Origin of the sequence: Xanthobacter sp. 91, from assembly GCF_000702385.1 — a bacterium.
Classification (GTDB): Bacteria; Pseudomonadota; Alphaproteobacteria; order Rhizobiales; family Xanthobacteraceae; genus Xanthobacter; species Xanthobacter aminoxidans.
Genome location: NZ_JNIB01000001.1, coordinates 1,786,538 through 1,812,433 on the forward strand (window position 1 = coordinate 1,786,538; position 25,896 = coordinate 1,812,433).

Consider the following 25,896-nt stretch of genomic DNA (forward strand, 5'->3'; position numbering starts at 1 on the left):
CAAGGCGGGCGATGACGGACGGAGTATTCAGCCGCCCAAGTCTTAGCCACCCAAGTCTCAGCCGCCCTTGGCCTTCAGCCGGGACTGGATCTGCTGGCCGATGTCGAAGGCTCGCTGCTCCAGCAACACCGGCGTCTCGCAGACATAGATGAGGGACTTGGCGCGCTCGTCGAAGATGCGGGTGTCCCAGTTGAGCTGCTCGTCGAGTTTGCGGCTTTCGGCGGTCTCGGGCGCGGTGATGGAGGTCTGCGCCTTGCTCAGCTCGTCAGCCTCCTCGCGGATGCGGTCGGCGAGGCGCTGCTGGCCGTGGGCGTAGCGCACGATGCCGTGGATGATCTTGCTGCGCTGGTCGTTGATGATCTCGTAGACCCCGGCCATCACCCGGAGCAGGCCCTTGTCCGCCTCGGCGCCGGCCTCCTTCACGAAGCCATCGAGCAACGGGCCGAACTCCTTCGCCGGCGTGCGGCGGGAGGCGAGCTTCACTGCGAGGGAGGCGGCATCCTGGTCGTCGGTCCATTTGCCGGCGGAGGCCGGGTCCGGGCCGCTCCACACCTGCGCGAGATCGATCTCCGGCGTCCTGCGCTGCGGGCAGGGCCAGTCGGGATCGCTCTTCGGCTGGGCGGCCAGCGGCCCCGCGCTCAGGACAGCGGCGACCCAAAGGAGCGATACCTGGGCCGAGGCGGCGGCAAGCGAACGGATCACGCGGCTTCTCCTTTTGGCCCGCCCCGCCGCCCCATGATGCCGCGGCCCGGATCGTAGGCGACGACGGCGAGGGCGAAGAAGACGATGGTGGTGCCGAGCACGACGGCGAAGGCCTGCGGCTCGAACGCGCCGTAGAGCGCGTTGCGCACCAGTTCCACGGCATGGGTGAAGGGGTTGAGCAGGCAGACGATGTACAGCGTCTCGCTGGCATCGCGGATGCGCCACAGCGGGTAGAGCGCCGAGGAGGCGAAGAACATCGGGAAGATCACGAAGTTCATCACGCTGGCGAAATTCTCCAGCTGCCGGATCAGCGAGGAGATGACGAGCCCGATGGCCCCCAGCATCAGCCCGGTGAGGATGAAGGCGGGCAGCGCGGTGAGATAGCCCATGGGCGGGATGTCCACCTCCCACAGCCGGGCGATGGCGAGGAAGACATAGACCTGCGCCAGCGACACGCTGACCCCCGCCACCAGCTTGGAGAACAGCAGGTACCAGCGCGGAAACGGGCTCGTCAGCAGCACCCGCATGGAGCCCACCTCCCGGTCGTAGACCATGGAGAGGGAGGACTGCATGCCGTTGAACAGCTGGATCATCACCGCGAGGCCCGGCGTCACGTAGACCTCGTAGAGCACGTAGGTCTCATAGGGCGGGATGATCGAGACGCCGAGCGTCGAGCGGAAGCCGGCGGCGAAGATGAAGAGCCACACCAGCGGCCGCACCAGCGCCGAGAGGAAGCGCTCCTTCTGCTGCACGAAGCGCAGCAGCTCACGGCCGACGATACCGGACATGCACACCAGATAGCCCGCGGGGCCAAGGTGGCGCGCGGGCGCGGAAGGCGCCCTGTCAAAGGCCGCCTCGCTCATGCCACGTCCTCCGCCCGCGCCGCCGTCATGGCCCGGAAGGCGGCCTCCAAAGCCGCCGTGGGGCCATCGGGCGCACGCTCTTCCGCCGGCCTCAGATGCGCGCCGGTCACCTCGCGCGCGGTGCCGTGGGCGATGATGCGGCCCTTGTCGAGCACATAGATGAGATCGTCGGCCCGCACCTCGTCGAAGATGTGGGTGGCCCACAGCACCGCGAGCCCCTCTTCCGCCACGAGGCGCCGCACGATCTCGACGATGGCGGAGCGCGACGGCAGATCGAGCCCCACCGTCGCCTCGTCCAGCAGCAGCAGGCGGGGGCGGTGGATGAGCGCGCGGGCGATCTCCACCCGCCGCGACTGGCCGCCCGAGAGGGTGCGCACCTTGTCATCGATGCGGTCGGCGAGGCCCACCAGCGCCAGCAATTCGGCGATGCGGGCCTTCACCTCGCGTCCCGCCATGCCGTGCAGGGCGCCGTGGTAGGCGAGGTTCTGCCGCACCGACAGATCAAGATCGAGCGTGCGGCTCTGGAACACCACGCCCAGCTCCGCCAAAGCGGCGGAGGGCGCGCGGGAGAGGTCGTGACCGAAGATGCGCACCCGCCCCTCGCGCGTCGCATAGAGCCGCGTCGCCAGCGAGAACAACGTGGTCTTGCCCGCGCCGTTCGGCCCCAGCAGCGCGACAAAGCAGCCGGCCGGCACGGTGAGCGAGACGCAATCCAGCGCGCGGCGCGCGCCGAAGGCGTGGCTCACCGCCTCGATCGCGAGCGCCGGAACGTGCGCCGGACCTTGCGCAGCATCACTCATTGCGGCGAGACCACCACGCCCCACGGCGCGCCGCCGACCTTGATGGACTTCACCACCTTGAGGTCCTGCACGTCGATCACCGACACGTCGTTGGAATTGCCGTTGGTGGTGAAGAGCAGCTTCTCGTCCGGGGTGAAGGCGAGCTGCCAGACGCGCTGGCCGACGAGGAGATACTTCTGCACCTCGAACGTCTCGGCATTCACCACCGCCACCCGGTTCGCCGGGCCCAGCGCGACGAAGGCGGTCTTGCCGTCCTTCGTCAGGCGCACGCCCACGGGCTGGATCGCCTCCTTGGACACGCCGGGGATCTGGAACGTGACCTTGTGGATGATCTTGCGCGTCTCGGGATCGATGACGGACACCGTGCCGCCGACCTCGGCGGAGACCCACAGGCGCTTGCCGTCCTTGGAGAATTCGGCGAAGCGCGGGCGCGCATCCACCAGCACGTTGGCGAAGATCTTGTTGGTCTTGGTGTCGATGAAGTGGGCCATGCTGGTGGTTTCGGAGGTGGCCACCAGCGTCGCCCCGTCCGGGCTCACCGCCATGCCTTCCGGCTCGGTGCCCACCGGCACCTGCGCCACCACCTTGTTCTGCTCCACGTCGAGAACCGTGACCTGGTTGTCGTCCTCATTGGCGATGTAGAGCGGATTGCCCGAGGGGTGCAGCGCGAACAGTTCCGGGTCGGGGCCGGACTTCAGCTTGCGCATGACCTTGAGCGTGGCGGGATCGATGGCCAGCACCGCATGGTCGTCGCTGGCGCACAGGAACAGCACCTTGCCGTCCGGGCTCATGGTGATGCCACGCGGCCGGCGGCCGATCTTCACCGTCTGCTTGGCTTCCAGCGTGGTCGAATCGATGACGGTGATGGAATTGCCGCGCTCGTTGGAGACGTAGACCGTATAGGCCGAAGCCGCATCCGCAGCCGTCAGCGCGGCGGCTCCGGCGAGAAGGGCAACGAGCCGGCGCAGGGCGGTCGGGGTCATCGGGTTTCCTCCAGAATTCGGGCGTGTGTGGCGCGATTCGCGTCGCGCGCTTTGTCCCGGCATTTCAGTTCAGCCGGCATTTGGATTCGCGCTCGTCCACGCCGAGGGTATCGAGCGGGGTGCGCTGGTGCAGGAAGCCGTCCTCCGGCGCCACCGAGACGATGCCGAGGGGCTGGGCGATGAGGAGGGGCTGGCGCACCTGCTGGTCCCACGGCCGCACGCTCACCGGCACGCCCTTGAAGGCGGCGAGGCTGAAGTCGGGCGAGCGCATGAACTTCGCCAGCGCCACCGGGTCCGCCGTCTTGGCGCGGGTCGCGGCCTCGCCGACCATGCGCACGGCGAGCCACGCCTGATAGTCGGTCGCGCGCATGGGGCGGCCCGTGGCGCGCAGGAAGCGGTTCTGCAATTGGGCCGAGCCCCACGCATCCTGCGCCGGATGCCAGGTGCCCGCGGTGAGGCCCTGCGTCCCCACCACGAGGCGGGGCTCGAAGGTGCGGAAGGGGATGTAATTGCCGAAATCGTTGGCCTCGTCCGCCACCACCAGCACGTCCGCATCCACGCCCCGGCTGAACACCAGCGCGTCGGAGCGGGTGATGCTGTCCGAGCGGTCGCGCCCCAGCGGGCCGAAGGTCCACGGCTTGTCGGCGACGATCTTGAGCCCGAACTTCTTCGCCGATTTGCGCAGCGCGTCGGCATAGAGCTGATCCGCCGGGTTCGGCCCGACGATGAGGAACAGCTTGGTCCAGCGCTTCATGGCGAGGAACTGCATCAGCGCGTCCGCCAGCATCGCCCGGCTGGGCGCGACGTGGAAGACGTCGGCCCGACACTGCTCGGCGCGCAGCGCATCGTCGGTGGCGCCGATGTTGAACAGGGTGACTCCCTTGCCCTTCACCGCGTCGTCCACCTTGAGGAGGTCCGCCGCCGGCAAATTGACGACCAGAAGCTTGATGCCACCGTCCGCCAGTTTGCGCGCCGCCTCGCCCGCATCCTCGTCCTCGGCAAGCGTGACCGGCTCCAGCGCAAAGCTCTGGCCGGTGAACTGGCCGGTCGTGTTGTTGTCCTTGATGGCGAGCTCGGCACCGGCCACCGCATCGTCTGCCGGCACGGCGAGAAGATCGTAGAGCGGCGGCGGGGGAACCTCGCGGGTGAGAAGGCCGAGCCGCAGCTCCACGGGAGCGGGCGTTTGGACGGCTTCGGCAGACTGGGGCGCACCACCTGCAGGTTGCTGCGCCAGCGACGTCCCGACACCGCCCGCGACGCCCAGCAGCAGGGCGCAGGCCGCGGCGAGAAGCAGTCGGGGCCAGCCAGGACCCGGCCCGTCGAGGCGCCAAGAAAGGCTCATGGGAAGGCTCATGGGCAATCGGGGCTCAGTCGATCCGGGTCGTCGGGAGGGGAAGATGTAGCCATCATCAGCCAAAAACGGCAACCGAATAGACATAAGAAAACAATAAGATGATCTCTCCTTGCCAGCGGCTGGCCGGCTGTGACACGCTCCCGACTGCCAAAGGTTCCCGATGATGTCCGGCGCTCGTTTCGTCTTTGCCCTTCTTTTCGCAGGCGCAACATTTTTCAGCGTGACAGGCCGCAGCTTTGCCGCGCCCGTCCCTATGGCCATCTTCGGCTTCGAGTTATTTGACGATACGGCAGACCGGCGCAACAGCATCCGTGCGGAACAGGATGCGCGGCTCAAGCTCATCAATGCCGAACTCGTGCGCCTGCTCGTGGAAACCGGGCAGGTGACACCCGTCGATCTCAAGCCCTTCGCCGCGCGCATCGAGGAGGCCTCCCCCTTCTTCAAGTGCAATGCCTGCGAGAACGAGATCGCCGCCGATGCCGGAGCGCGGTTCGAGGCGGTGGGCGTGGTGCGCAAGGTGTCCAATCTCATCCTGTCCATCGAGCTGCAGGTGCGCGAAGTCGACCTGAAGGGCGTCGAAGGCAGCGCGAAGGTCGTGCGCGCGGGGCAGGTCGATATCCGTGGCAACACCGACGATTCCTGGATGCGCGGCGTGCGCTATTTGATGAAGAACCGCATTTTCGCCCCGGGCCTGCCCGAGCTTTCCCAATGACGCGGCCGTCCGGCCCGTTCACCATCGACCAAACAGTGTTGGAGGAACGTTTCCATGAGGCAGATGATTGCCGCCGCGGCGGCGCTTGCGGTCGCGATGATCCCACTCGCCGCTGACGCGCACGGCCCCACCCGCAAGAAGGTGACGGAGAGCGTCGAGATCAACGCGCCGGCCGACAAGGTCTGGGCCGTGATCTCCAATTTCCAGGACATGAGCTGGCATCCCGCCGTCGACAAGCAGGAAGGCAAGGGCGGCAACGCCGTGGATGCCACGCGCCTGCTCACCCTCAAGGGCGGCGGCACCCTCGACGAGGTGCTGGTGAAGTACGAGCCGGAGCAGAAGACCTATTCCTACCGCATCAATGCGGTGGACGTGAAAGTGCTGCCGGTGACGAACTATTCCTCCACCATCGCGGTCATTCCCGTCGATGCCACCCACACCAAGGTGGAGTGGCGCGGCGCCTTCTATCGCGGCTACCCCAACAACGACCCGCCGCCGGAACTGAGCGACGAGGCCGCCGTCGCCGCCGTGACCGCGGTCTACCGCGGCGGGCTCGACGCCCTGAAGGCCAAGGTCGAAAAGGGCTCCTGATGGCCCTTGTGCGGCGCGCGGCGGCTCCGGCGATCTTCGCCGCGGCAGCCGCGCTCCTCGTCGCGCCCCGGCCTTCGGTCGCGGCGGAGGCCTTCATCACCAACCAGCCCGGCAATGAGGTGGCGGTGGTGGCGCTCGATGGCGCCGCCACCCCGCCGAAACTCGTCGGGCGCATCCCCGTGCCCGGCGAGCCGGCCGGCATCGCGGTGTCGCGGGACGGACACCGCGCCTTCGTCACCAGCCCCGAGGGCAAGGCCCTGTCGGTGATCGACACGGCGACCCGCACGGTCGAGAAGCGCATCCATGTGGACGGCGGTCCGCTGGGCGTCGCGGTCGCGCCCTCCGGCAAGCCGGTCTATGTGGCGGACTGGTATGCGGCGCGGCTCCTGGTGGTCGATCCCGACAACCCCGACGCGCAGCGCGTCGCCCACACCGGCGCCTCCCCCTCGGGCGTGGCGGTGACGCCCGACGGCGCCCTCGTGCTCAGCGCCGATCGCGACGACGATCAGGTCTCCATCATCGATGCCGCGACGCTGGAGCGTCTCGCCGTGGTCAAGGTGGGCACGCGCCCCTTCGGCATCACCCTCTCCGAGGATGGGCGCACCGCCTACACCGCCAATGTGGGCTCGAACGACGTGAGCGTCATCGATGTTGCCGCGCGCAAGGTGGTCGGCACGGTGAAGGTGGGCAACAGGCCCTATGCGGTGGCGCTCGCCGGCACGCTCGCCTTCGTCACCAACCAGTATGCGGGGACGGTGAGCGTGTTCGACACCACGACCCTCGCGCCCCGCGCCACCATTTCCGTGGGCGAGTATCCCGAAGGCATCGCTGCCTCGGACGACGGGCGCGCGGTCTATGTGGTGAACTGGTTCGACAATTCCATGAGCGTGATCGACACGCAGACGCTGAAGGTGGTCTCAACCCTCGAGGTGGGCGACGGCCCCCGCGCCTTCGGCATCTTCCTGCGCCGGACGCCCTGACGCGCGTTCGACAGCAAGCTCCCCCTGAAAACGAAAACGACCGGCGGGAGCACCGCCGGTCGTCGTTCTTTTGGCCTCTATCGCAGAAAGATGGCGGCCAACCGCTGGAGCAGACCCTTCGGCATTGGCGGAGGGTTTCCGCTCTGTCCAGGGTGGTTTCCGCTCTAGGCCGCGAAGGGGTGCTTGGCTTCGTTGCGCTTGTCGGTCGCTTCCTTGGCGGTGGGGGTACCGGCCACGGCGCGAGCGATCGAGAGCTTGGTCGCCTCGTAGTTGAACTGCTGGATCTTGGCGTCGTCGGCCGCTTCCCAGTGGATGAACACACCCACGCAGATGAAGAGGTCGTCGGCTTCCTCGACCGGGATCACGCCTTCGGCCACGGAGTCCTGCACCGCCTTGGCGACGCCGTACTGCGCGGGGCCGAACATCTGCACGGCCTGCCGGGCGTCCTTGATGGTCACCTTGTTGAACATCACGGTGTTGGGCTTGCAGGGCAGGTTCGGCGCGAGCACCGCGAGGAGGGACGTGAAGCCATCCTTGTTGTTCGTCAGGCTGGTGACGAACGCCGTCTCGGCCGCGCTGCCGCGCGGGCCGATGATGAGGTCGATGTGGGCGACCTCGTTGCCGTCACCGACGAGCGCCTCACCAACCAGAACCTTGCTGATCTTAGCCACCTTCTGTCCTCCCTCGTAGATCGACTAGGGATGACCGCCCCCGAAGACAGTTCCGGACGGCGGTCCTATGCCGCCTACCCTTGTTGTCAGCGCTCGGCGCGGAATGCCGAACCGGTTCACCAGATAGCGCGCGGAGCCTAGCCGCGCCGAGGCTCGCCTGCAAGCCGCCGCGACAGCGAATCCATGCCGCGGCGCAGCGTGAAAAATTGGCCGGCAAAACGCCTGGTAGCGACCTTGCGGACGGCCTTGCGAGAGGCTCGCAGGACCGGGCCGCGACCTGCCCCTGCGGCGGCAGCGGCGGCCGGATGCCTGGATTGATGGGCAGAACGTGACGGGAAGTATTGCGGTTGTTCAATACCAATCTTCCCGAGAAGCCTTGCCCAACATTCCTGTTGGCACTCAGCTTGCTTCTTAATTTTTGCACAGATTGCCCGTGAGAAGGCAGCCTGCCGGTCAGTACAGCTTGAATGGCTAGCGAAGGTTTGTCGCAGAGGGACGGAAGCAGGGGAGTGGCACACGCAGCGCCGGTCTCGGGAACCCTGGTCATGTTCATTGTTCTATACGCCTGCCTCATCAGCGCTCCGGCCACCTGCCGGGAGGAGAAGCTCAGCTTCTCCATGGAAGCGAGCGCACCCATGACCTGCATGATGTCCTCCCAGCAGGCCATCGCGCAGTGGAGCGAGAGTCATCCCCAGTGGCAGATCGGCCGCTGGAAGTGCGTGGCCGCCGACCGCCTCATGCGCGACATCTGAACCGCGCGGCGGACAGCACCACACTGCCGCAACGGCAATCTCGCCCTTGAACGGGGCGCGGTGCCTTCCCATCCTGTAGTCCAAGGTCCGCGTCCTGTGCGCGGCACCGGGAGGGATGGATGAATCACCTGAAGACGGCGATCCTGCTCGCCGGCATGACCGCCTTGTTCATGGCCGTGGGCTTCGCCCTCGGCGGACGCGGCGGGATGATGATCGCATTTGTGGTGGCGGCAGGCATGAACCTGTTCAGCTACTGGAATGCGGACAAGATGGTCCTGCGCATGTACGGCGCGCGGGAGGTGGATGATCGTACCGCGCCCGAGTTCGTGGGCATGGTGCGGGAGCTGGCGCGGCGGGCGGACCTGCCCATGCCGCGGGTGTTCATCATGGACAACCCCCAGCCCAACGCCTTCGCCACCGGTCGCAATCCGCAGAACGCCGCGGTCGCCGCCACCACCGGCCTGTTGCAGACCCTGACGCCGGAAGAGGTGGCGGGCGTGATGGCGCACGAGCTGGCGCACATCAAGCACTACGATACCCTCACCATGACCATCACCGCGACCATCGCCGGCGCCATCTCCATGCTGGCGAACTTCGGCCTGCTGTTTGGTGGGGGCAATCGGGAGAACAACAATCCCTTCGGCTTCATCGGCACCATATTGATGGTGGTCCTCGCGCCGATGGCCGCCATGCTGGTGCAGATGGCCATCTCCCGCTCGCGCGAATACGAGGCCGACAGGGGCGGTGCGGAGATACTGGGGCGGCCCATGGCGCTCGCCTCGGCGCTGGCGAAGATCTCCGGCGAGGCGCATCAGGTGCCGAACTATGAGGCAGAAGCGAACCCCGCGACTGCCCACATGTTCATCATCAATCCCCTCTCCGGGGCGCGGATGGACAATCTCTTCTCCACCCATCCGGCAGTGGAGAACCGCATCGCGGCCCTGCGCGATCTGTCGCAGCGCATGGGCGGCGGAGGTTTCACAGCACCCGCTTCGGCCCCGGCGCAGCCGCGCCGCGGGCCGTGGGGGTGATGCCGAAGGTGATCGGTCGGGGCCTCAGCCCCGGCCCGGCCGCACCGGCGGCACGCTCTGCGCTTCCCGGGTGCGCACGAAGGTCCAGATGACGCGCGGCGTGCGCGCCACCTCGCCCGTGAGGACCAGTTGCGAGGTGCGGCGCGGCCCGCCGGTCGCGGCGAGGTCCACGCTCTCCTCCACCACCAGCGGCAGATGAGGCGCGGCGAAGGCCCAGGCCTCGCCGTTGGGCAGGCTGAGCAAGGCCGTATGGGGATCGTCCAGCCGTTCCACCGTCACCGAGGGGTGCAGGTGGAAGCGGATGGCGAAGGTCTCCGCCGGCAGCGCCCCGCCCTCCTCCACCGGCCGGAAGATGTCCTCGCCGTCGAGCCGGTTGCCCTCCAGCGCCAGCCGCCACGAGCGTTGGTGCAGCAGGTTGAACGCCTCGGCATAGCCGTCATGGCTGGCGCGCAGCAGCAGTGCGTTGTTCCGCGTGCCGCGCTGCACCTCCACATGCTTCGGCCCGGCGACGATGGGCGCGCCGAAGATGCGCGTCATGGAGCCGCCCTGCAGGAAGCGACAGGAGGAGGTGTCGGCGATCACGGCGGTGGAATGGGCCGCCGTGGAGCGGGCCACCTGCCGCCACATCTCCCGGTGCACCTCCGGCACGCCGCAATTGATGACGATGCGCTGGCGGGCGGAGGAGAATTCGAAGGCGAGGCAGCTCGCGTGCGCCTCCCAGCTCGCCACGGTGGGCGGCGGCGGGCCGGTGTCGGCGATCAGCATCAGCGAGCGGGCATCGAGCCGCTGGTAGCCGGAATAGGGCGCATTCGCCACCGGCGCACCGCGCGCGTCGTCGAAAGCGAGGATGGTGGCGAGCTGGTCCGCCGCCGTATGCCCCATGCCGTGGAAATGCGCGAAGGCGCCGTCCCCATGCCGGAAGAAGCGCAGCATGGGCATCATCCGGTCCACCGCATTCATCAGCGCGGCGGGAGCCTGCTGGTTGCGGGCGGTGAAGGCCTGGCGCAGCGGCAGAAGGTCCAGCAGCAGCTCGATGAGCATGCCGGGATTGCGGGTCAGCGGGCCGCCGTCCGGCAGGATCTGCCGGTCCAGCTCCTCGGCGAGGCGCTTCTGCGCGGCCTTCAGCAGGCGCGGCTGATCGGACATGCACAGCCCGGCGAACACCAGCGCGACGATGGCGATGAGGCGGGGATAGCCGTCCGGCGCGTCGCTCGCCATGCGGCGCAGCTGGCGCACCTGCTTGGCCAGCGAGCGCATGAAGCGGCGGTAGAAATCGTGGTCGGCGTCCTGCAGCAGGAAGGTCGCCTGGGTGAGCCAGGAGATGATGCGCCGGGCCGCCACGTCCGGGCGCGCCGCCACCGCCTTGGCCTTGCCGGGATCGCGGATGAAGTCGCCGACGAGGGCGCGGGCATTGGCCCGGGCGATGGTGGTGTTGGCGGCCTTCAGGTGCCGCAGCCAGCCGAAGCCGTGCAGCGCCTCGGCCCATTCCACCGAGGGCGGCACCAGCTCGAACGCGGTGCGGCCGTCGAGCGCCATCACCTTGCCGGCGAAGGCGAATCGGCCGGAATAGATTTCGCTGGCGACGGTGGCGTCGCCGGTCCTCAGGTCCTGCGGGGCGATGAGAAGGCGCTCCGGCACCGGCACCGGCACATAGCCGAGCGGCACGGCGCGGCCGCCGATGCGTGCGAGCACCGTCTGCGACCAAAGCTCCAGCAGGAGGGTCGCCAGTTGCGTGCGCTCTCGCAGCCCGCCTCGGCTCACGGCGCCTCCCGGCGTGTGGGCGTGGCCCTTCCCGGCCAGCGTGCCGACCAGATTTCTGGCCACGGCCTGCAGCGGGCCCGCCGATCCATTCCAGATACCCATGCGCCTGTCTTCACCAGCCTCTAGCCCTTGCGGGAGGCTAGGCGCGGGTCAGCCTGCCGGGCTTCCCTTGCGCCGCAGCCGGGCGGCGAAGAAGCCGTCGAGACCCGACCGCTCCGCCTCCCCCCGCATCCAGTGACTTGGAAGAGTGCGCACATCCCCTTGAGGAGTTATGAACAAATCAAGGCCTTCCACCTCTCCGGCACCAAGCGGCGCCCGTTCCACGTCGGCGCGGGCGGCCAGAAGCCGCTCCACCTGCGCCTCGCCCTCCTCCGGCTCCAGCGAGCAGGTGGAATAGACGACGAGGCCGCCGGGCTTCACGAGGTCGATGGCGTGGTCGAGCAGCCGCGCCTGCAAGGTGGCGAGGGTCGGGATGTCCGCCGGCCGCTTGGACACCGCGATGTCCGGATGCCGGCGCAGGGTGCCGGTGGCGGAGCAGGGCGCATCGAGCAGAACCGCGTCGAACGGACCGCCGGCGAAGGTCGCGGCGTCGCCCTCCACCACGGTCGCGGCGAGGCCGAGCCGTGCCAGATTGTCCCTGAGGCGGGTGAGGCGGGCGCCGGAACGGTCCACCGCCGTCACCTGCGCCCCCGCGGCGACCAGCTGCGCCGTCTTGCCGCCGGGCGCGGCGCACAGGTCCGCCACCTTCAGCCCGTCCACTTTCCCGAGCAGCCGGGCAGGAAGGGCGGCGGCGGCGTCCTGCACCCACCATTCGCCTTCCGCGAAACCGGGCAGCGCCCGCACCGGACCGGCCTGGAGGATGCGCACCGTGCCGGTGGGCAGCACCTCGCCCGAAAGTTTCTCCGCCCAGTCGGCGGGGTTGGTCTTCACGGTGATGTCGAGGGGCGGCTCCACCCGATGCATGGCGGCCATGGCGCGCGCGGTTTCGGCGCCATAGGCCTTGGTCCAGCGCTGGCGCAGCCAGTCGGGCGTATCGGCGAAATCGGGATCGACCCCGGCCATCAGCGCCTCGCCCTCCCGCGCCAGACGGCGCAGCACGGCGTTGACGAGGCCGGCGAAACCCACGGTGGAGCGGTCGGCGCGGGCGAGGTCCACGCTGAGACCCACCGCCGCATGGCTCGGCACATCCATGAACAGGATCTGCGTCGCCCCGGCGAGCAGCACCGATTCCAGCCGCGGCGCCGACTTGGGAAAGCCGCGCTCCATCAGCTTGCCGAGCACGGCACGGAGCGTCCCGAGCCGCCGCAAAGCGGTGGCGACGATGCGATAGGCGAGCGCCCGGTCGCGCGGCTCCAGCGCCGGGCCGTCGAGCGCCTCTTCCAGCGCGGCGCCCTGCCGCAGCACGGCTTCCAGCGCGTCGACGGCGACGGCGCGGGCGGACAATCCGGGGGTGGCGGCAACGGGCTTTGGGCTGCCGCCGGGGCGGCGGGAGGAGGCGGGAGCGCTGCGGGGAGTCTTCATCGGGGAAGGTAGAGCACGAACCGGGGCCGGTCGCCAACGCCCCCAAAGGGCGGCCCCTCCGGCACCTTCCGCCGCTACCGTTGACGGAACGTCGCCCACCGGCCGGCCCGCCGCGCAAACCTTGCCTCGCCAGCCCCGATCCCGTAAGACGCTTTGGTAACGCCCCGGACCAGAGCCGGGGCTTTCCTTTGTGCGCGCGGTCGAGGTCCGAACCACCCGCGCTGGGTTCAGGAGGCACCACCGCGTGGCCAATGTGGTCGTGGTCGGCTCTCAGTGGGGCGACGAAGGCAAGGGCAAGATCGTCGATTGGCTCTCCGAGCAGGCGGACGTCGTCGTCCGCTTCCAGGGAGGCCACAATGCCGGCCATACGCTGGTCGTCGGCGGCGTCACCTATAAACTGTCCCTCCTGCCGTCCGGCGTGGTGCGTCCCGGCAAGCTGTCGGTGATCGGCAACGGCGTCGTGCTCGACCCGCAGGCGCTGGTGGACGAGCTGGCGCGCCTTGCCGCGCAGGGCATCGAAATCGGTCCCGACCGGCTCCGCATCGCCGAGACCGTGTCGCTGATCCTGCCGCTGCACCGCGAGCTGGACGCCCTGCGTGAAAGCGCCACGGCGGAAGGCGCCCGCATCGGCACCACCAAGCGCGGCATCGGGCCGGCCTATGAGGACAAGGTGGGCCGTCGCGCCATCCGCCTCGTTGACCTGACCGACCCGGCGACCCTGCCGGCCAAGGTCGATCGCCTCCTCACCCATCACAATCTCATCCGCCGCGGCCTCGGCATGGCGGAAGTGGACGGCGCGGCGCTGGTCGCCGAGCTGATGGCGCTTGCCCCCAAGGTCCTGCCCTTCATGGACCGGGTGTGGGAGTTGCTGGACAAAGCACGCCGCGAGGGCCGCAAGATCCTGTTCGAGGGCGCGCAGGGCGCGCTGCTCGACATCGACCACGGCACGTATCCCTACGTCACCTCGTCCAACACGGTGGCGGGATCGGCGGCGAGCGGCACCGGCATCGGGCCGGGCGCGCTGGATTACGTGCTGGGCATCACCAAGGCCTACACCACCCGCGTGGGCGAAGGCCCCTTCCCCACCGAGCTTCTCGACGAAGTGGGCAAGACGCTGGGCACCAAGGGCCACGAGTTCGGTGTCGTCACCGGCCGCGCCCGCCGCTGCGGCTGGTTCGATGCGGTGCTGGTGCGCCAGACGGTGCGCACCTGCGGCATCCACGGCATCGCCCTCACCAAGCTCGACGTGCTGGACGGCTTTAACGAGTTGAAAGTCTGCGTCGGCTACAAGGTTGACGGTAAGGAAATCGACTATCTGCCGGCGGAAAGCGGCGCGCAGGCCCGGGCCGAGCCCATCTACGAGACCATGGAAGGCTGGCAGGATTCCACCGCCGGCGCCCGCTCGTGGGCCGATCTGCCGGCGGAGGCCGTGAAATACGTGCGGCGCGTGGAAGAGCTGATCGGCTGCCCGGTGGCGGTGCTGTCGACAAGCCCGGAACGCGACGACACGATCCTTGTTCACAACCCGTTTCAGGCATAATGCCGATCTGACGGCTCCGATCTGACGGCACAAGGGGAACCTCACCGCTCCGATGGCTGACTACTATCCCCTCCTGGTCCGCGCGATCTCCAGTCTGCCCCAGAAGACCGGGGAGAGCCGGCGCGCCGTCTACGATCGTGCCCGCACCGCCCTGATGCGTCAGCTGCGCGGGGTGGACCCGCCGCTGCCGGAAGGCGAGATCACCCGCGAGCGGATGGGCCTCGAAGAGGCGATCCGCCGCGTGGAGGCGGAGTTCGCCCAGCAGGACAACACGCCCGAGCCCCAGCCCGAAGACGAGGTGTTCGAGGACGAGGCGGAAGAGGCCGCGCCCCCGCCGCCCCCCGCCCGGTTCGAACCGCCGAAAAGCTCGGCCGCCCCGGCTACCCCGGACGAGGAGCCCGAGCCCCCCGCGGACGAAGCCGAAAGTCGCACGTCCGCCGAGCCCCCCGCCCGGCCCGACCGCCGCCTGCCGCCGCGCCAGCGCAGCGAGGACGAGACCGAGGGCGACCGCCGCCCGCCGCACCGGCGGGGTGAAGTGCGGAGCCGCGGCGCGGCCGCCAATGGTGGCCGGCGCGGTGCGTCGGAAGGCGGCGCCTCCTGGAAGAAATTCATCCTGATCGCGATTCTCGCGCTCGTGGTGCTGGGCGGCATCGCCTTCGCCGTGGTCAACCGCGACCGCCTCTTCGGCGGCAGCGAGGGCGAACAGCAGGCGGCGGCACCGGCCGCCTCCGGCACCAGCGCGTCCGATCAGGCGAAGTCGGCCGACCGGATGACCAAAACGTCCGGTGATGCCGCGCGCCGCGCCCCGGCCCAGCGCCCCGGCAACGCCTCGGGCAGCGCCCGTGCCGTGCTGATCGAGGAATCCACCGGCAGCGCCCAGCCGCAGACGTTCGAGGGCACCATCACCTGGCGCACGGAAACCGTGAACGCCGGGCCGGGCCTGCCGCCCGATATCGGCCTGCGCGGCGACCTGGTGATTCCCGAGCGCAAGATCGCGATGAGTTTCGTGCTCCGGCGCAACACCGACCAGACGCTGCCGGCATCCCACACCATCGAGATCGGCTTCAAGCTGCCGGAAGACTTCCCCTTCGGCGGCGTCGCCAACGTGGACGCGGTGCGGGCGAAGCCGAACCAGCAGGCGCTGGGCACGCCGCTTGCCGGCCTCGCCGTGCGCGTCAACCCGACCCTGTTCCTGGTGGGCCTCTCGGAAAAGACCGCCGACCGCCAGCGCAACGTTGCCCTGCTGCAGGCCTATCCGTGGCTCGACGTGCTCCTGACCTACACCAACAACAAGAAGGCCGTGCTCGCCTTCGAGAAGGGTGTGGCCGGCGAGCAGGCATTCAACGACGCCTTCTCCGCCTGGGGCGAGCTGCTCCAGCGCCCGCAGGCGGCGCCCGCGTCGTCCGACGGCGGCAGCAACTGACGGCAGGGCGGGAACGCCCTCCCGTTTCGGCCCCGGCCATCGTCAGCCGTCGCGCCGCAACCCCTTGAGCCGATAGAGCGCGTCCAGCGCCTCGCGCGGGCTCAGCGCATCCGGATCGAGATCATCGAGCGCGCCGAGCACCGCCTCGGCGGCGGGATCGGCCTGCGCCGCCTTCTCCGCCGGCTTGGGCCGCACGGCAAACAGCGGCAGATCGTCGATCAGCTTCTGCGCGGGTGACGCGCGCTCGGCCGCCTCCAGCTCCGCCAGCACGGCCTTGGCCCGGGCGATCACCGCCTCCGGCAGGCCGGCGAGCTTCGCCACCTGGATGCCGTAGGAGCGATCCGCCGCGCCGGGCACCACCTCGTGCAGGAAGATCACGTCGCCATGCCATTCCGTCACCTTCACAGTGGCGTTGGAGAGGCGCCGGCAGCGCTGGGAAAGTGCGGTCAATTCGTGGAAATGGGTGGCGAACAGCGCCCGGCAGCGGTTCACCTCATGCAGGTGCTCCAGGCTCGCCCAGGCGATGGACATGCCGTCGAAAGTTGCCGTGCCACGGCCGATCTCGTCGAGGATGACGAGGGAGCGCGGCGTCGCCTGATTGAGGATCGCCGCCGTCTCAACCATCTCCACCATGAAGGTGGAGCGCCCGCGCGCCAGATCGTCCGCCGCGCCGACGCGGGAGAACAGCCGGTCCACCACGCCGATGCGCGCGGACCGGGCCGGCACGAAGGCCCCCGCCTGCGCCAGCACGGCGATGAGCGCGTTCTGCCTGAGGAAAGTGGACTTACCCGCCATGTTCGGGCCGGTGACGAGGACGATGCGGCCGTCCCTGTCACCCTCCGGCGGAGAGAGGTCGCAATCGTTGGGCACGAAGGGGCCGCCATCCCGGGCAAGCGCCTGCTCCACCACCGGGTGGCGCCCGCCCGCGATGGCGAAGGCGACGCCCTCTTCCATGTGCGGGCGCACATGGGCCTCGGTGGCCGCAAGCTCCGCGAGGCCCGAGGCCACATCCAGCTCGGCCAGCGCATCGGCGGCGGCGCGGATGGCCTCGGTCTCGGCGACCACGGCGGCGGACAGGCGCTCGAAGATGGCCTGCTCCAGCGCCAAAGCCCGCTCGCCGGCACTGGAGATGCGGCTTTCGAGATCGCCCAGCTCCACGGAGGAGAAGCGCATGGCCCCCGCCATGGTCTGGCGGTGGACGAAGACAGCATCGTGCGGCGGCTCGCGCAGGCGGTCCGCATTCTGCTGCGTCACCTCCACATAATAGCCGAGCACCGCATTGTGCCGGATCTTGAGGGAGCGGACGCCCGTCTCCTCCACATAGCGCCGCTCCAGCGCGGCCACCACGCGGCGGCTTTCGTCGCGCAGGGCGCGGGTGGCGTCGAGTTCGCCATCGCAGCCCTCGCGCACGAAGCCGCCGTCGCGGCGGTGGACGGGCAGGTTCTCCGCCAGGGCCGAAGCGAGATCGAGCGCCACCGCATGGGGCGCGCGGGAGAGGGCGCGGGCGGCGCGGGACAGGTCGTCCGGCGCATCCGGGCCGATCAGGCCGGCGATGGCCAGCGCGCCCTCGAGGCCGTCGCGCACCGCCGCGAGATCGCGCGGGCCGCCCCGCTGCAAGGCAAGGCGGGTGACGGCGCGGGCCATGTCGGGGGCGCGGGCGAGCGCCTCCCGCAGCGCGCGGCGCAAGGCGCCGTCCTCGACGAGATGCCCCACCGCATCGTGCCGGGCGCGGATGGCGGCAAGGTCGGTCAGGGGCTCGGCGATGCGGCGGGCGAGGAGCCGCGCGCCGGCCGCCGTCACCGTGCGGTCCACGGCGGCGAGCAAGGAACCCCGCCGGTCACCGGAGGTGGTGCGCACCAGCTCCAGATTGGCGCGCGTGCCGGCATCGATGGCCATGATGCCGCCCTCCGCCTCCCGCACCGGGCGGGCGAGGAGGGGCTTCGCCCCGAGCTGGGTGCGGTCCACATAGGCGACCACCGCCGCAGCCGCGATCAGCTCGGCGCGGGCGAAGGCACCGAAGGCATCGAGGGCGGCGACGCCGTAGAAGTCCGCCAGCCTCTTCTCCGCCCCCGCCCCGTCGAAGGACTGGCGGGGCAGCGGCGTCACCGCCGGCAGATCGCGCAGCATGGCGCGCAGCTCGGCATCGTCCAGGAGCGCATCGGAGACCAGCAGCTCCGCCGGGTCCACCCGCGCCAGATCGCCCGAAAGCGCGGCGCGCGTGGTGCCGGCCACCCGGAAGGCGCCGGTGGACATGTCGGTGAAGGCGATCGCATAGGCGAAATCCTCCGCCCCCGAGCCGGCCCGCACCCGGGCCAGCGCGGCCAGCACGTTCTCGCGCCGGGCGTCGAGCAGGGAGTCCTCGGTGATGGTGCCGGGGGTGACGAGGCGGGTGACGTCGCGTCGCACCACCGACTTGCCACCGCGCTTCTTCGCCTCGGCCGGGTCTTCCAGCTGCTCGCAGACGGCGACGCGGAAGCCGAGGGCGATGAGCTTGTGCAGATATTCCTCAGCCCGGTCGATGGGCACCCCGCACATGGGGATGTCCTCACCGAGATGCTTGCCGCGCTTGGTAAGGACGATGCCCAGCGCCTGCGAGGCCTGCTCCGCGTCGGCGAAGAACAGCTCGTAGAAGTCGCCCATGCGGTAGAACAGGAGACTATCCGGGTTCGCCGCCTTGATCTCCATGTACTGCGCCATCATGGGCGTCACGCGCGTGTCGTCGGCCTTCGCGGCCGGAGCCTTGGCGGGCGCGGACGCCTCCTCGGGAGGCGTCTCTTCGGCGGCGGTGCTGGAAGCGGTCTGGGTGGCGGTCGGGCGCATGGCCGCACGGTATCGGGCGGGGCCGTGCCTGTCAGCGCGCCGGAGCCGCGCATCGACAGGAAAAGCGGGGCCGGCGACGCCTTCCCCCCGCTCATGCCTCCCGCCGATACCGGCCATGCATGCAAGACGGCCCGCGCGGCTGGCGATGTGCAGTCATTGGTGCTAGGCGAGCGGCAATCTTTTCCCGGAGCCAATCGATGACCGCCGACATCCGTCCCGTGACCCGCGCCCTCCTCTCGGTGTCCGACAAGACGGGGCTGGTGCCGTTCGCGACCAAGCTCGTCGCCCATGGCGTGGAGCTGGTCTCCACCGGCGGCACTGCCAAGGCCATCGCCGATGCCGGCCTGCCGGTGAAGGACGTGAGCGAGCTGACCGGCTTCCCCGAGATGATGGACGGGCGGGTGAAGACGCTCCACCCCAAGGTCCACGGCGGCATCCTCGCCATCCGTGCCGATGCCGGCCATCAGGCGTCCCTCGCCGAGCACGCCATCGCCCCCATCGATCTCGTGGTGGTGAACCTCTATCCGTTCGAGGCGACCGTCGCCCGCAAGGCGGATTTCGAGGAGACCATCGAGAACATCGACATCGGCGGCCCCTCCATGATCCGTGGCGCGGCCAAGAACCACAACGACGTGGCCGTCGTGGTCGAGGCCGTGGACTATGAGGCGGTCCTGAAAGAGATCGCCGAGCATGGCGGCACCACCCTCGCCTTGCGCCGCAAGCTGGCGCAGAAGGCCTATGCCCGCACCGCCGCCTATGACGCGGCCATTTCCAACTGGTTCGCCCGCGAGCTGAAGGAGGACGCCCCGGCCTTCCGCGCCTTCGGCGGCAAGCTCATCGAGGCGCTGCGCTACGGCGAGAACCCGCACCAGTCCGCCGCCTTCTACGCCTCCGACGAGATCCGTCCCGGCGTCGCCACCGCGCGGCAGGTGCAGGGCAAGCAGCTCTCCTACAACAACATCAACGACACCGACGCCGCCTTCGAGGCGGTGGCCGAGTTCCATCCCGCCCGCACGGCGGCGGTGGTGATCGTCAAGCACGCCAACCCCTGCGGCGCGGCCGAGGGCGCAGACCTCGCCGCCGCCTACAAGAAGGCGCTGGCCTGCGATCCCGTGTCGGCCTTCGGCGGCATCATCGCCGTGAACCGGACGCTGGATGCCGAGGCCGCCCGCGCCATGGTGGAAATCTTCACAGAGGTGATCGTCGCCCCCGACGCCACCGAGGAAGCCATCGCCGTGGTGGCTGCCAAGAAGAATTTGCGCCTGCTCCTCACCGGCGGTCTGCCCGACCCGCGCGCGCCCGGCCTGACCGTTAAGACCGTCGCCGGCGGCCTGCTCGTGCAGGGCCGCGACAATGCCAGCGCCGACGACCTCGACCTGAAGGTCGTCACCAAGCGCGCGCCCACCGAGCAGGAACTCACCGACATGCGCTTCGCCTTCCGCGTGGCGAAGCACGTGAAGTCCAACACCATCATCTATGCCAAGGACCTCGCCACCGTGGGCATCGGCGCCGGCCAGATGAGCCGGGTGGACAGTGCCCGCATCGCCGCCCGCAAGGCGCTGGACGCGGCCGAGGCGGCGGGCCTTTCGGTGCCGCTCACCAAGGGCTCGGTGGTCGCCTCCGACGCCTTCTTCCCCTTCGCCGACGGCCTGCTGGCGGCGGTGGAGGCGGGCGCCACGGCGGTGATCCAGCCGGGCGGCTCCATGCGCGACGCCGAGGTGATCGCCGCCGCCGACGAAGCCGGCCTCGCCATGGTCTTCACCGGCGTGCGCCACTTCCGGCACTGATACGGGGCTTCGCTCAGGCGCCGCGCGGGAGTTTTGGGGTTTTTACGCTCAATCGCCGCGCGAGCTCTTTTGGGGGCTGACGCTCAATCGCCGCGCGGGCTCTGTGGGTGGCCCCCTCGCCTGCGGCGCGGTCAGCCCGCCATCAGCTGCTGCACGATGAGGCGGTCCACATAATGCGGGCCGTCGAACACGAACACCTCGAACCCCTCATAGGCCTTGAGCTGCGGCAGCAGCTCCGCCGCGGTGGCCGCGCGGAACGAGCCGTCACCGGACGGCCGGAATGCCTCGGCGATGATCTTGAAGCGGCGGGCGCCGAGGCGCTGGGAGATCACCTCCGCATAGCGGCGGGCCGCTCCCGGCGCGCGGGTGTAGATGCCGCAGCCGTCCTGAAAGAAAAGCCCCACGTCGCGCGGCAGCCAGAGATCGATCCAGTCGGCGAGCGCCTCCGGGCCGACGTTTGAATTGTCGTAGCAGCTCACCCAGAGCGGGCGCGGGATCGGCGCGAGCGCCTCGCGCATGCGCCCCACGTCCTTCCAGGTCGGGTCGGCTTCCACGGGAAAATAGAATCCGGCCGGACGGAACGGCAGCTTCTGCCGCGCCACCTTGGCCGACAGGGCGCCCAGCTCCACCACGTTGGCGCGGGCCCGAGGCTCGGAGAAGTCGCCGGCGAGCCCGGCGATGATCTGGCTGGCCCAGGGCTCGCGGGCGATGCGCTTCCAGTTAGGCGCATCGGGAATGAGCTTGAGGCCGAGCTTCGGCAGCGGCACGAAGGCGGTGCCGTCGGCCACCAGCCATTGCACCAGCAGGCTGCGCGCGCCGATGAAGTCCCAGTCGCCGCGGGGATCGAGCGCGCCGCCATGGACCTGCCAGACGATGCCGTCGATGAGGGCGCCCGGCGGGCGGGACCGGGCGCCGAGGGCGAGATCGAGGCCAATGAGGCCCGTTCCGGCCGCGGCGGCACCAAGGCCGAGCGCGGCGCGCCGGCTCAGCCGCGCCATGGCGTGCCTGGAGGGGAAGGCCGGCACGAAGATCTCGCTGTTGCTAGGGTTGCCCGGCCAGGACTGGCCGGACCGGACCTGACCACGCCGGACGTGACCACGCCGGACTTGCCGAGGCTCATACCGGCGCGAGCGACGCGGCGACGCGGCGCTCCTGCTCGCGGATGGTGGCGCGCAGGGCTTCTTCCGTCACCACGCCGCAGCGCACGAGATATTCGCCGATGCGACCGTCCTCGTCGGGACGGTAGTTCTCCATGGCGGCCTCGAAGGCCTCGCGGCGCATGAGCCCCTTCTCCAGCAGCAGGTCGCCGAGCAGCGGCGGCGACTTCTGGCCGTCCGCATTGCCGGTGACGCCACGCAGCAGGCGCAGGCCGTCATTGATCTCGCTCTCGCGGGCGATGCGCTGCAGCGGCTCGTCGCCCACCGCGCGGCGCAGTTCCTCAAGCGCCTTGTCGCCCAGCGGCGAAGGCACCGCGACGATAAGGCGGCCGCCCGGATCGCGCCCGATGGGCAGCACGCGCCGCCGCACCATCAGGTCGATGGGCAGGAGATCGTTGAACTGCCGCACCATCTGCTCGGTGACGACGGTGCGCGGCAGGTTGGACTGGAAGGCCATGGCTTCGGCGAGCGTCTCCTCGTCGAGCCAGCCGCGGGAGACGAGGATGCGCCCGAGCGGCTGCTGCCGCTCCGCCTGCAGCGACAGCGCCTCCTCCACGTGCTCCGGCAGCACCGCCTGCCAGGTGAGCAGAAGCTCGCCCAGGCGCTGGCGCTGCTGGCCCAACTCCGCCTGATCGGGGAAGTCGTGGGTGGTCTTGTCCCACACGATCTTCCGGCCGAGGAAGATGTGGCCCATGAACAGCTTCCACGCACGCACGGTGGCAGCGAAGTTGACGAAATTCGCCATCACCACCCGGGGAACGGACATCAGCCCCTGTTCCCAGCCATAGACCTTGGCGACGAAATAATAGCGCTGCAACAACCGCAGCGCGAACGCGACGGCGTTGCCGGTCAGCACCGCCAGCAGCCAGGTCTCGGTGGCGAAGATGGAGGGGTAGCGGGCCGGCAGCAGGCCGAGCTTCTCCGCACCCATGAAAATGAGGAAGTGCGCCGCGACCACATAGGCCAGCACCGCCACCAGCGAGGTCACGATGCCCTTGCGGTCACGGAACAGGAAGTACTTGGTCGCCCAGTTGCCGCGCCAGCCCATGGAGCGCCAGCCCTGGAAGGCGATGCCCAGCGACCAGCGCGCCTTCTGCCGGTAGGAGGTGCGGAACGTGTCGGGGAAGAACTCGCGCACGCACAGCGGCATGGAGAGAAGGATTTCCTTCTGCTCGCCGAAGCCGAACAGGCTCTCGCGCTTGACGACGTATTCCACCGGCAGGCGGGCGATGATGGACTGCATGTGCGCCGCGGAGAGCCGGGCGCTGATGTCGTAGTCCTCGGTCAGGCTCGAGGTGTTGAACACCTCCCCCGTGCCGTCCGACAGAAGGTGCAGCATGGCCTTGCGCGAGAAGCAGGTGCCCACGCCCGCGGACGGCACCGAGCCGGCGACGCTCTCGCGGACCACGAGGTCCTTGGCGTGCCATTCGGCGAACTCGTCCATGTAGATGCCGGCCACCAGCTCCGACCAGTGGCGCTCCAGCGAGAGCACCGGCACCTGGATCAGGTCCTTGCGCGGCAGGAGATAGCTGAAATAGCGCAGCTCGAGCGGATGCAGCACGTCCTCGGCGTCGTGCAGCACCAGACCCGCGAATTCCACGCCGGTTATCTGCTCGTGCTGGAAGATGGCACGCACCACCGTGTTGAGGCAGTCGGCCTTGTTGGTGGGGCCGGGATTGCGCGTCTCCACCCGCACCAGCTGCTTGTAGCGCCGGCGCATGCGCTCGACCTCGGCGATGGTGTCGGGGTCGTTGGGATAGGTGCCGACGAAGATCACGTAGCGCCGGTAGTCCAGCACGCTCACCATGTTCTCGATCATGGCCGCGATCACGGGGGATTCGAGCCAGGCGGGAATCATGATGGCCAGCGGCTGCTCATCCTTCTGGTAGAGCGCGGCCGGGGTGAGCGGGCGGATGAACGGCTCGATGACGAAGCGGCGGTAGATCCGCCGCCCCCAGTACCAGGCATCGACGAACAGATCGTCGAGCGACGAGATCAGGATGATGACCGCCACCACGGCCGCCACGTATTCGACGAAGCGGATGTAATCGGCCAGGAGATAGGGCCAATAGAGTTCCATGGGGGCGGTCCCGATCCGATCAGTTGCCGCGGCGGCGCACTTGCGAGGCGCGGATCAGCAGCAGGAAGAACAGGGCGGCGGCGCCGATGCCGAGCGGCAGGCCCCAGTCCGACGAATTCTGCCACAGCCGCTGCAGGGTGCCGGCCGGGCCGTCGGTGTCGGCGACGCGCACCGTGCCCGGGGCGGCGCCGGAGGCGGCGAGCTCGGTCAGGGTGCCGTCGACGCCCACCAGGGCCACGTCGCCCTTCGACAAGCGCACGGCCTTCGCCGGGGTCATGGCCACGGGCCCGATGCTTTGCCACAGGATGCCGCGGGCGTCGTCGCCGCGCACCGCCTGCACCAGGGCCACGTTCTTCAGGCCGGTGATGTCCAGCATGCGGGCCTTCTCGTCGGCGCCGACGATCAGACGGTCGCCGTCCACCTTGGCCTTCACCGCGACGCCCTGCACCGGCACGTCGAGGGCGAGGAAGCCGCCGGTGGCGCGGAACGGCGTGCCCACGGAGGACACGTCGAAGGTGCTGGTGCCGGCCGGCATGCCGGCGGCGGCGGCAGCGCGCACCACGCGCGGCAGGCTGGCCTTGGCGGTGGCGAGATAGCTGTCGGGAACCAGCAGCTTGCCGCCCGAGGCCATGGCCGAGATCACGCCCAGGAAGTCGCCGCCCGGCGCGGCGCCGCCCAGCTCGAAATGGCTGGTGGGCAGGACCGAGACCGGGAAGGCCTGGGGCGTCTCGCGGCAGCGGTCGCTCACCGGCTGGCGCTGGAAGGTCACGCGCAGCACGTTGCGGGCCGCGAGCGCATAGGGCGGCACGGCGGCCGTGACGTGCTCGGGGTGGCCGGTGGCGTCGAGGCGCTTGGCGGCCAGCAGCACGTCGTTGAGGAACACCGCCACCACCGGTTCGGAGGAGGAGGCGCCGGGCGCGGCCGCGACATCGAGGTTCAGCCGGCTCGGCAGGCTGCGGCCACCGGTGGCGGCGGCGAGATCGAACGTCACCACCCAGTCGCCGCGGGCGAGCACGTCGAGGTTGCCGTCGGTCGGGCCAAGGCTGGACAGCGGCACGGAGGAAGGCTTCTCCGGCCCCACATCCACCGCGCGGATGGTCACGGTCCCGGTGGCCAGCGAGGTCCGCCAGAAGCTGTCGAACAGCTGGGTGGCCTTGCCGCCGGCGGCGCCGCCGACCGCGATGATCGGACGTCCGGCGAGGAACTGCAGGCTCACCTCGTCCGGGGCGATGCTGGATGAACCGAGGCTCGCCGCCTTGGCCCGCCATTCCATGAAGGCACCGGAGGCGGTGCCCAGGCGGGCGCCGAGGGCGTCGAGCGCGCCGCGGATGCCGGACAGAAGGGAGACATCCGCCACCGCCACGTCGGCGCCGAGCGGGGAGCCGGGCATCACCAGAAGCGCGCCGATCTCGGACGCGTCGCGGATGCGGTAGCTCTTCACGCCGACGAAGCTGGAGAAGGGGGCGACCGCGCGCAGCGAGGCCGGCACGTCGACGTTGGTCAGGTCCACCTCGTCGCCGATGGAGGGCAGCGTCTTCACGACAAGGCGCTTGCCGGCGGTCTCGAGCGCAAGGCCGAGCCGCCAGGCGGTGTCGTAGGTGTCCTTGGAGAGGGTGCCGCCGGCCACCAGCAGCGCGCCGGAACCGGGCATGCCGCTCCAGGCGGTGGCGAGGCTGCGCACCTGCCCGGCGTCATAGCTGTAGGTGAAGCGGGTGGACGGGCGCAGCTTCAGCACGTTGCCGATGCCGCGTTCGTCGGCGCACAGCGCCTCGCCGATCACCGACGACCAGGCGGTGCCGAAGCGCACGAAGCCGGTCTCCCGCGGCCGATTATCCACCGAGATGGTGGCACTGGCGCTGCCGTTATCGCCTTCGAGGCGCCGCGAGAACACCGGCGTGCTGTCCACCGAGAGCACCATGGTGGTGCGCCCGCCGTCGCCCCGCAGATACTCGCCGTCGACGGCGATGCTGGCATTCTCCAGCGGCACGCCGGCCGGCACCGGCAGATAGATGTCGCGGCGCGCATCCATGCCCTGCAGCACCACCGGCCCCTCGATGCCGAGATCGCCGAGGGTGAAGGACCGCGTGACGCGGGTGTCCGCCGCCCGCTCCTGGATGGCCGAGAGGATCGGGTCCACCGGCGGCACATAGGCCGGCGCCACATAAGCCGGCTGCTGGGCAACGGGGGCCTGGGCGACAGGGGCCTGGGCGACCACCGGCGGCGCCGGGTTGCGCGACTGCGCTGCGGCCGGCCAGGCCGAGAGCAGGCTCACCGGCAGCACGAGGGCGGCGGCCAGTGTGGAAAAGCGCCGGGGAGTGAAGCCCCGGGCGGCCCGGCCGGGGGCGATGGAAGAGGCAAGGTGTCGCAT

The 25,896-nt window shown here is 69.7% G+C and carries 20 protein-coding genes; 8 read left to right on the top strand and 12 right to left on the bottom strand.

The features are described 5' to 3' along the window. Positions 1–57: 57 nt before the first annotated feature. The 5 genes from A37E_RS0108590 to A37E_RS0108610 all read right to left on the bottom strand — a co-directional run bounded on the left by A37E_RS0108590 (position 58) and on the right by A37E_RS0108610 (position 4,690). Positions 58–702 (bottom strand): hypothetical protein, encoded by a 645-nt coding sequence (locus A37E_RS0108590; protein WP_029556223.1) that lies wholly within the window; start codon positions 700–702, stop codon positions 58–60. Further along, the gene (locus tag A37E_RS0108595) at positions 699–1,565 is read right to left on the bottom strand and encodes an ABC transporter permease (protein WP_029556224.1); all 867 of its coding nucleotides are present in this window, start codon (positions 1,563–1,565) and stop codon (positions 699–701) included. The genes A37E_RS0108590 and A37E_RS0108595 overlap by 4 nt, the downstream gene beginning before the upstream one ends. Next, positions 1,562–2,365 (bottom strand): ABC transporter ATP-binding protein, encoded by an 804-nt coding sequence (locus A37E_RS0108600; protein ID WP_029556225.1) that lies wholly within the window; start codon positions 2,363–2,365, stop codon positions 1,562–1,564. The genes A37E_RS0108595 and A37E_RS0108600 overlap by 4 nt, the downstream gene beginning before the upstream one ends. Continuing rightward, positions 2,362–3,348, bottom strand: a complete 987-nt coding sequence (locus A37E_RS0108605; protein WP_024276647.1) for a YVTN family beta-propeller repeat protein — start codon at positions 3,346–3,348, stop codon at positions 2,362–2,364. The genes A37E_RS0108600 and A37E_RS0108605 overlap by 4 nt, the downstream gene beginning before the upstream one ends. Positions 3,349–3,412: 64 nt before the next feature. Then, the gene (locus tag A37E_RS0108610) at positions 3,413–4,690 is read right to left on the bottom strand and encodes an ABC transporter substrate-binding protein (RefSeq protein ID WP_051678885.1); all 1,278 of its coding nucleotides are present in this window, start codon (positions 4,688–4,690) and stop codon (positions 3,413–3,415) included. 172 nt (positions 4,691–4,862) lie between these two features. Here A37E_RS0108610 and A37E_RS0108615 point away from each other — a divergent pair, with 172 nt between their 5' ends. The 3 genes from A37E_RS0108615 to A37E_RS0108625 are packed head-to-tail and all read left to right on the top strand — an operon-like array spanning position 4,863 to position 6,985. Then, a complete protein-coding gene (locus A37E_RS0108615) occupies positions 4,863–5,414 on the top strand; it encodes a DUF3280 domain-containing protein (RefSeq protein WP_029556227.1) in 552 nt (183 codons plus the stop codon). Positions 5,415–5,468: 54 nt separating this feature from the next. Continuing rightward, on the top strand, positions 5,469–6,005 hold the full coding sequence (locus A37E_RS0108620; RefSeq protein ID WP_024276644.1) for an SRPBCC family protein: 537 nt from the start codon (positions 5,469–5,471) through the stop codon (positions 6,003–6,005). Next, positions 6,005–6,985, top strand: coding sequence for a YncE family protein (locus A37E_RS0108625; protein WP_029556228.1), 981 nt, complete (start codon positions 6,005–6,007; stop codon positions 6,983–6,985). The genes A37E_RS0108620 and A37E_RS0108625 overlap by 1 nt, the downstream gene beginning before the upstream one ends. A gap of 164 nt (positions 6,986–7,149) precedes the next feature. Here A37E_RS0108625 and fae read toward each other — a convergent pair whose 3' ends face one another. Continuing rightward, the gene (fae, locus tag A37E_RS0108630) at positions 7,150–7,656 is read right to left on the bottom strand and encodes a formaldehyde-activating enzyme (RefSeq protein WP_024276642.1); all 507 of its coding nucleotides are present in this window, start codon (positions 7,654–7,656) and stop codon (positions 7,150–7,152) included. 545 nt (positions 7,657–8,201) lie between these two features. Between fae and A37E_RS0108635 the strand changes: the two genes are divergently transcribed. Further along, positions 8,202–8,408, top strand: a complete 207-nt coding sequence (locus A37E_RS0108635; protein WP_024276641.1) for a hypothetical protein — start codon at positions 8,202–8,204, stop codon at positions 8,406–8,408. Between the two features lie 119 nt (positions 8,409–8,527). Next, complete coding sequence (gene htpX / locus A37E_RS0108640) at positions 8,528–9,439, top strand: zinc metalloprotease HtpX (RefSeq protein WP_029556229.1); 912 nt, start codon at positions 8,528–8,530, stop codon at positions 9,437–9,439. A gap of 24 nt (positions 9,440–9,463) precedes the next feature. Here htpX and A37E_RS0108645 read toward each other — a convergent pair whose 3' ends face one another. Together A37E_RS0108645 and rsmB are read right to left on the bottom strand one after the other, a co-directional pair. Continuing rightward, on the bottom strand, positions 9,464–11,302 hold the full coding sequence (locus A37E_RS0108645; protein WP_081837518.1) for a heparinase II/III family protein: 1,839 nt from the start codon (positions 11,300–11,302) through the stop codon (positions 9,464–9,466). A gap of 48 nt (positions 11,303–11,350) precedes the next feature. Next, entirely contained in the window at positions 11,351–12,721 is a 1,371-nt protein-coding gene (gene rsmB, locus A37E_RS0108650) for a 16S rRNA (cytosine(967)-C(5))-methyltransferase RsmB (RefSeq protein WP_029556231.1), read from the bottom strand. A gap of 244 nt (positions 12,722–12,965) precedes the next feature. Between rsmB and A37E_RS0108655 the strand changes: the two genes are divergently transcribed. Further along, the gene (locus A37E_RS0108655; protein WP_029556232.1) at positions 12,966–14,261 is read left to right on the top strand and encodes an adenylosuccinate synthase; all 1,296 of its coding nucleotides are present in this window, start codon (positions 12,966–12,968) and stop codon (positions 14,259–14,261) included. Positions 14,262–14,313: 52 nt separating this feature from the next. Next, on the top strand, positions 14,314–15,684 hold the full coding sequence (locus tag A37E_RS0108660) for a hypothetical protein (RefSeq protein WP_029556233.1): 1,371 nt from the start codon (positions 14,314–14,316) through the stop codon (positions 15,682–15,684). Between the two features lie 42 nt (positions 15,685–15,726). On the opposite strand, the gene mutS is transcribed toward A37E_RS0108660, so the two are convergent. Beyond that, a complete protein-coding gene (mutS, locus tag A37E_RS0108665; protein WP_245279434.1) occupies positions 15,727–18,381 on the bottom strand; it encodes a DNA mismatch repair protein MutS in 2,655 nt (884 codons plus the stop codon). A 320-nt stretch (positions 18,382–18,701) separates the two neighbouring features. Between mutS and purH the strand changes: the two genes are divergently transcribed. After that, positions 18,702–20,291, top strand: a complete 1,590-nt coding sequence (purH, locus tag A37E_RS0108670; RefSeq protein ID WP_029556235.1) for a bifunctional phosphoribosylaminoimidazolecarboxamide formyltransferase/IMP cyclohydrolase — start codon at positions 18,702–18,704, stop codon at positions 20,289–20,291. A gap of 131 nt (positions 20,292–20,422) precedes the next feature. Here purH and A37E_RS0108675 read toward each other — a convergent pair whose 3' ends face one another. The 3 genes from A37E_RS0108675 to A37E_RS27615 all read right to left on the bottom strand — a co-directional run bounded on the left by A37E_RS0108675 (position 20,423) and on the right by A37E_RS27615 (position 25,896). Further along, positions 20,423–21,316, bottom strand: a complete 894-nt coding sequence (locus tag A37E_RS0108675; RefSeq protein ID WP_245279294.1) for a hypothetical protein — start codon at positions 21,314–21,316, stop codon at positions 20,423–20,425. A 91-nt stretch (positions 21,317–21,407) separates the two neighbouring features. Continuing rightward, entirely contained in the window at positions 21,408–23,528 is a 2,121-nt protein-coding gene (locus A37E_RS0108685) for a glycosyl transferase family protein (RefSeq protein WP_029556237.1), read from the bottom strand. Positions 23,529–23,547: 19 nt separating this feature from the next. After that, the gene (locus A37E_RS27615) at positions 23,548–25,896 is read right to left on the bottom strand and encodes a cellulose biosynthesis cyclic di-GMP-binding regulatory protein BcsB (RefSeq protein ID WP_051678888.1); all 2,349 of its coding nucleotides are present in this window, start codon (positions 25,894–25,896) and stop codon (positions 23,548–23,550) included.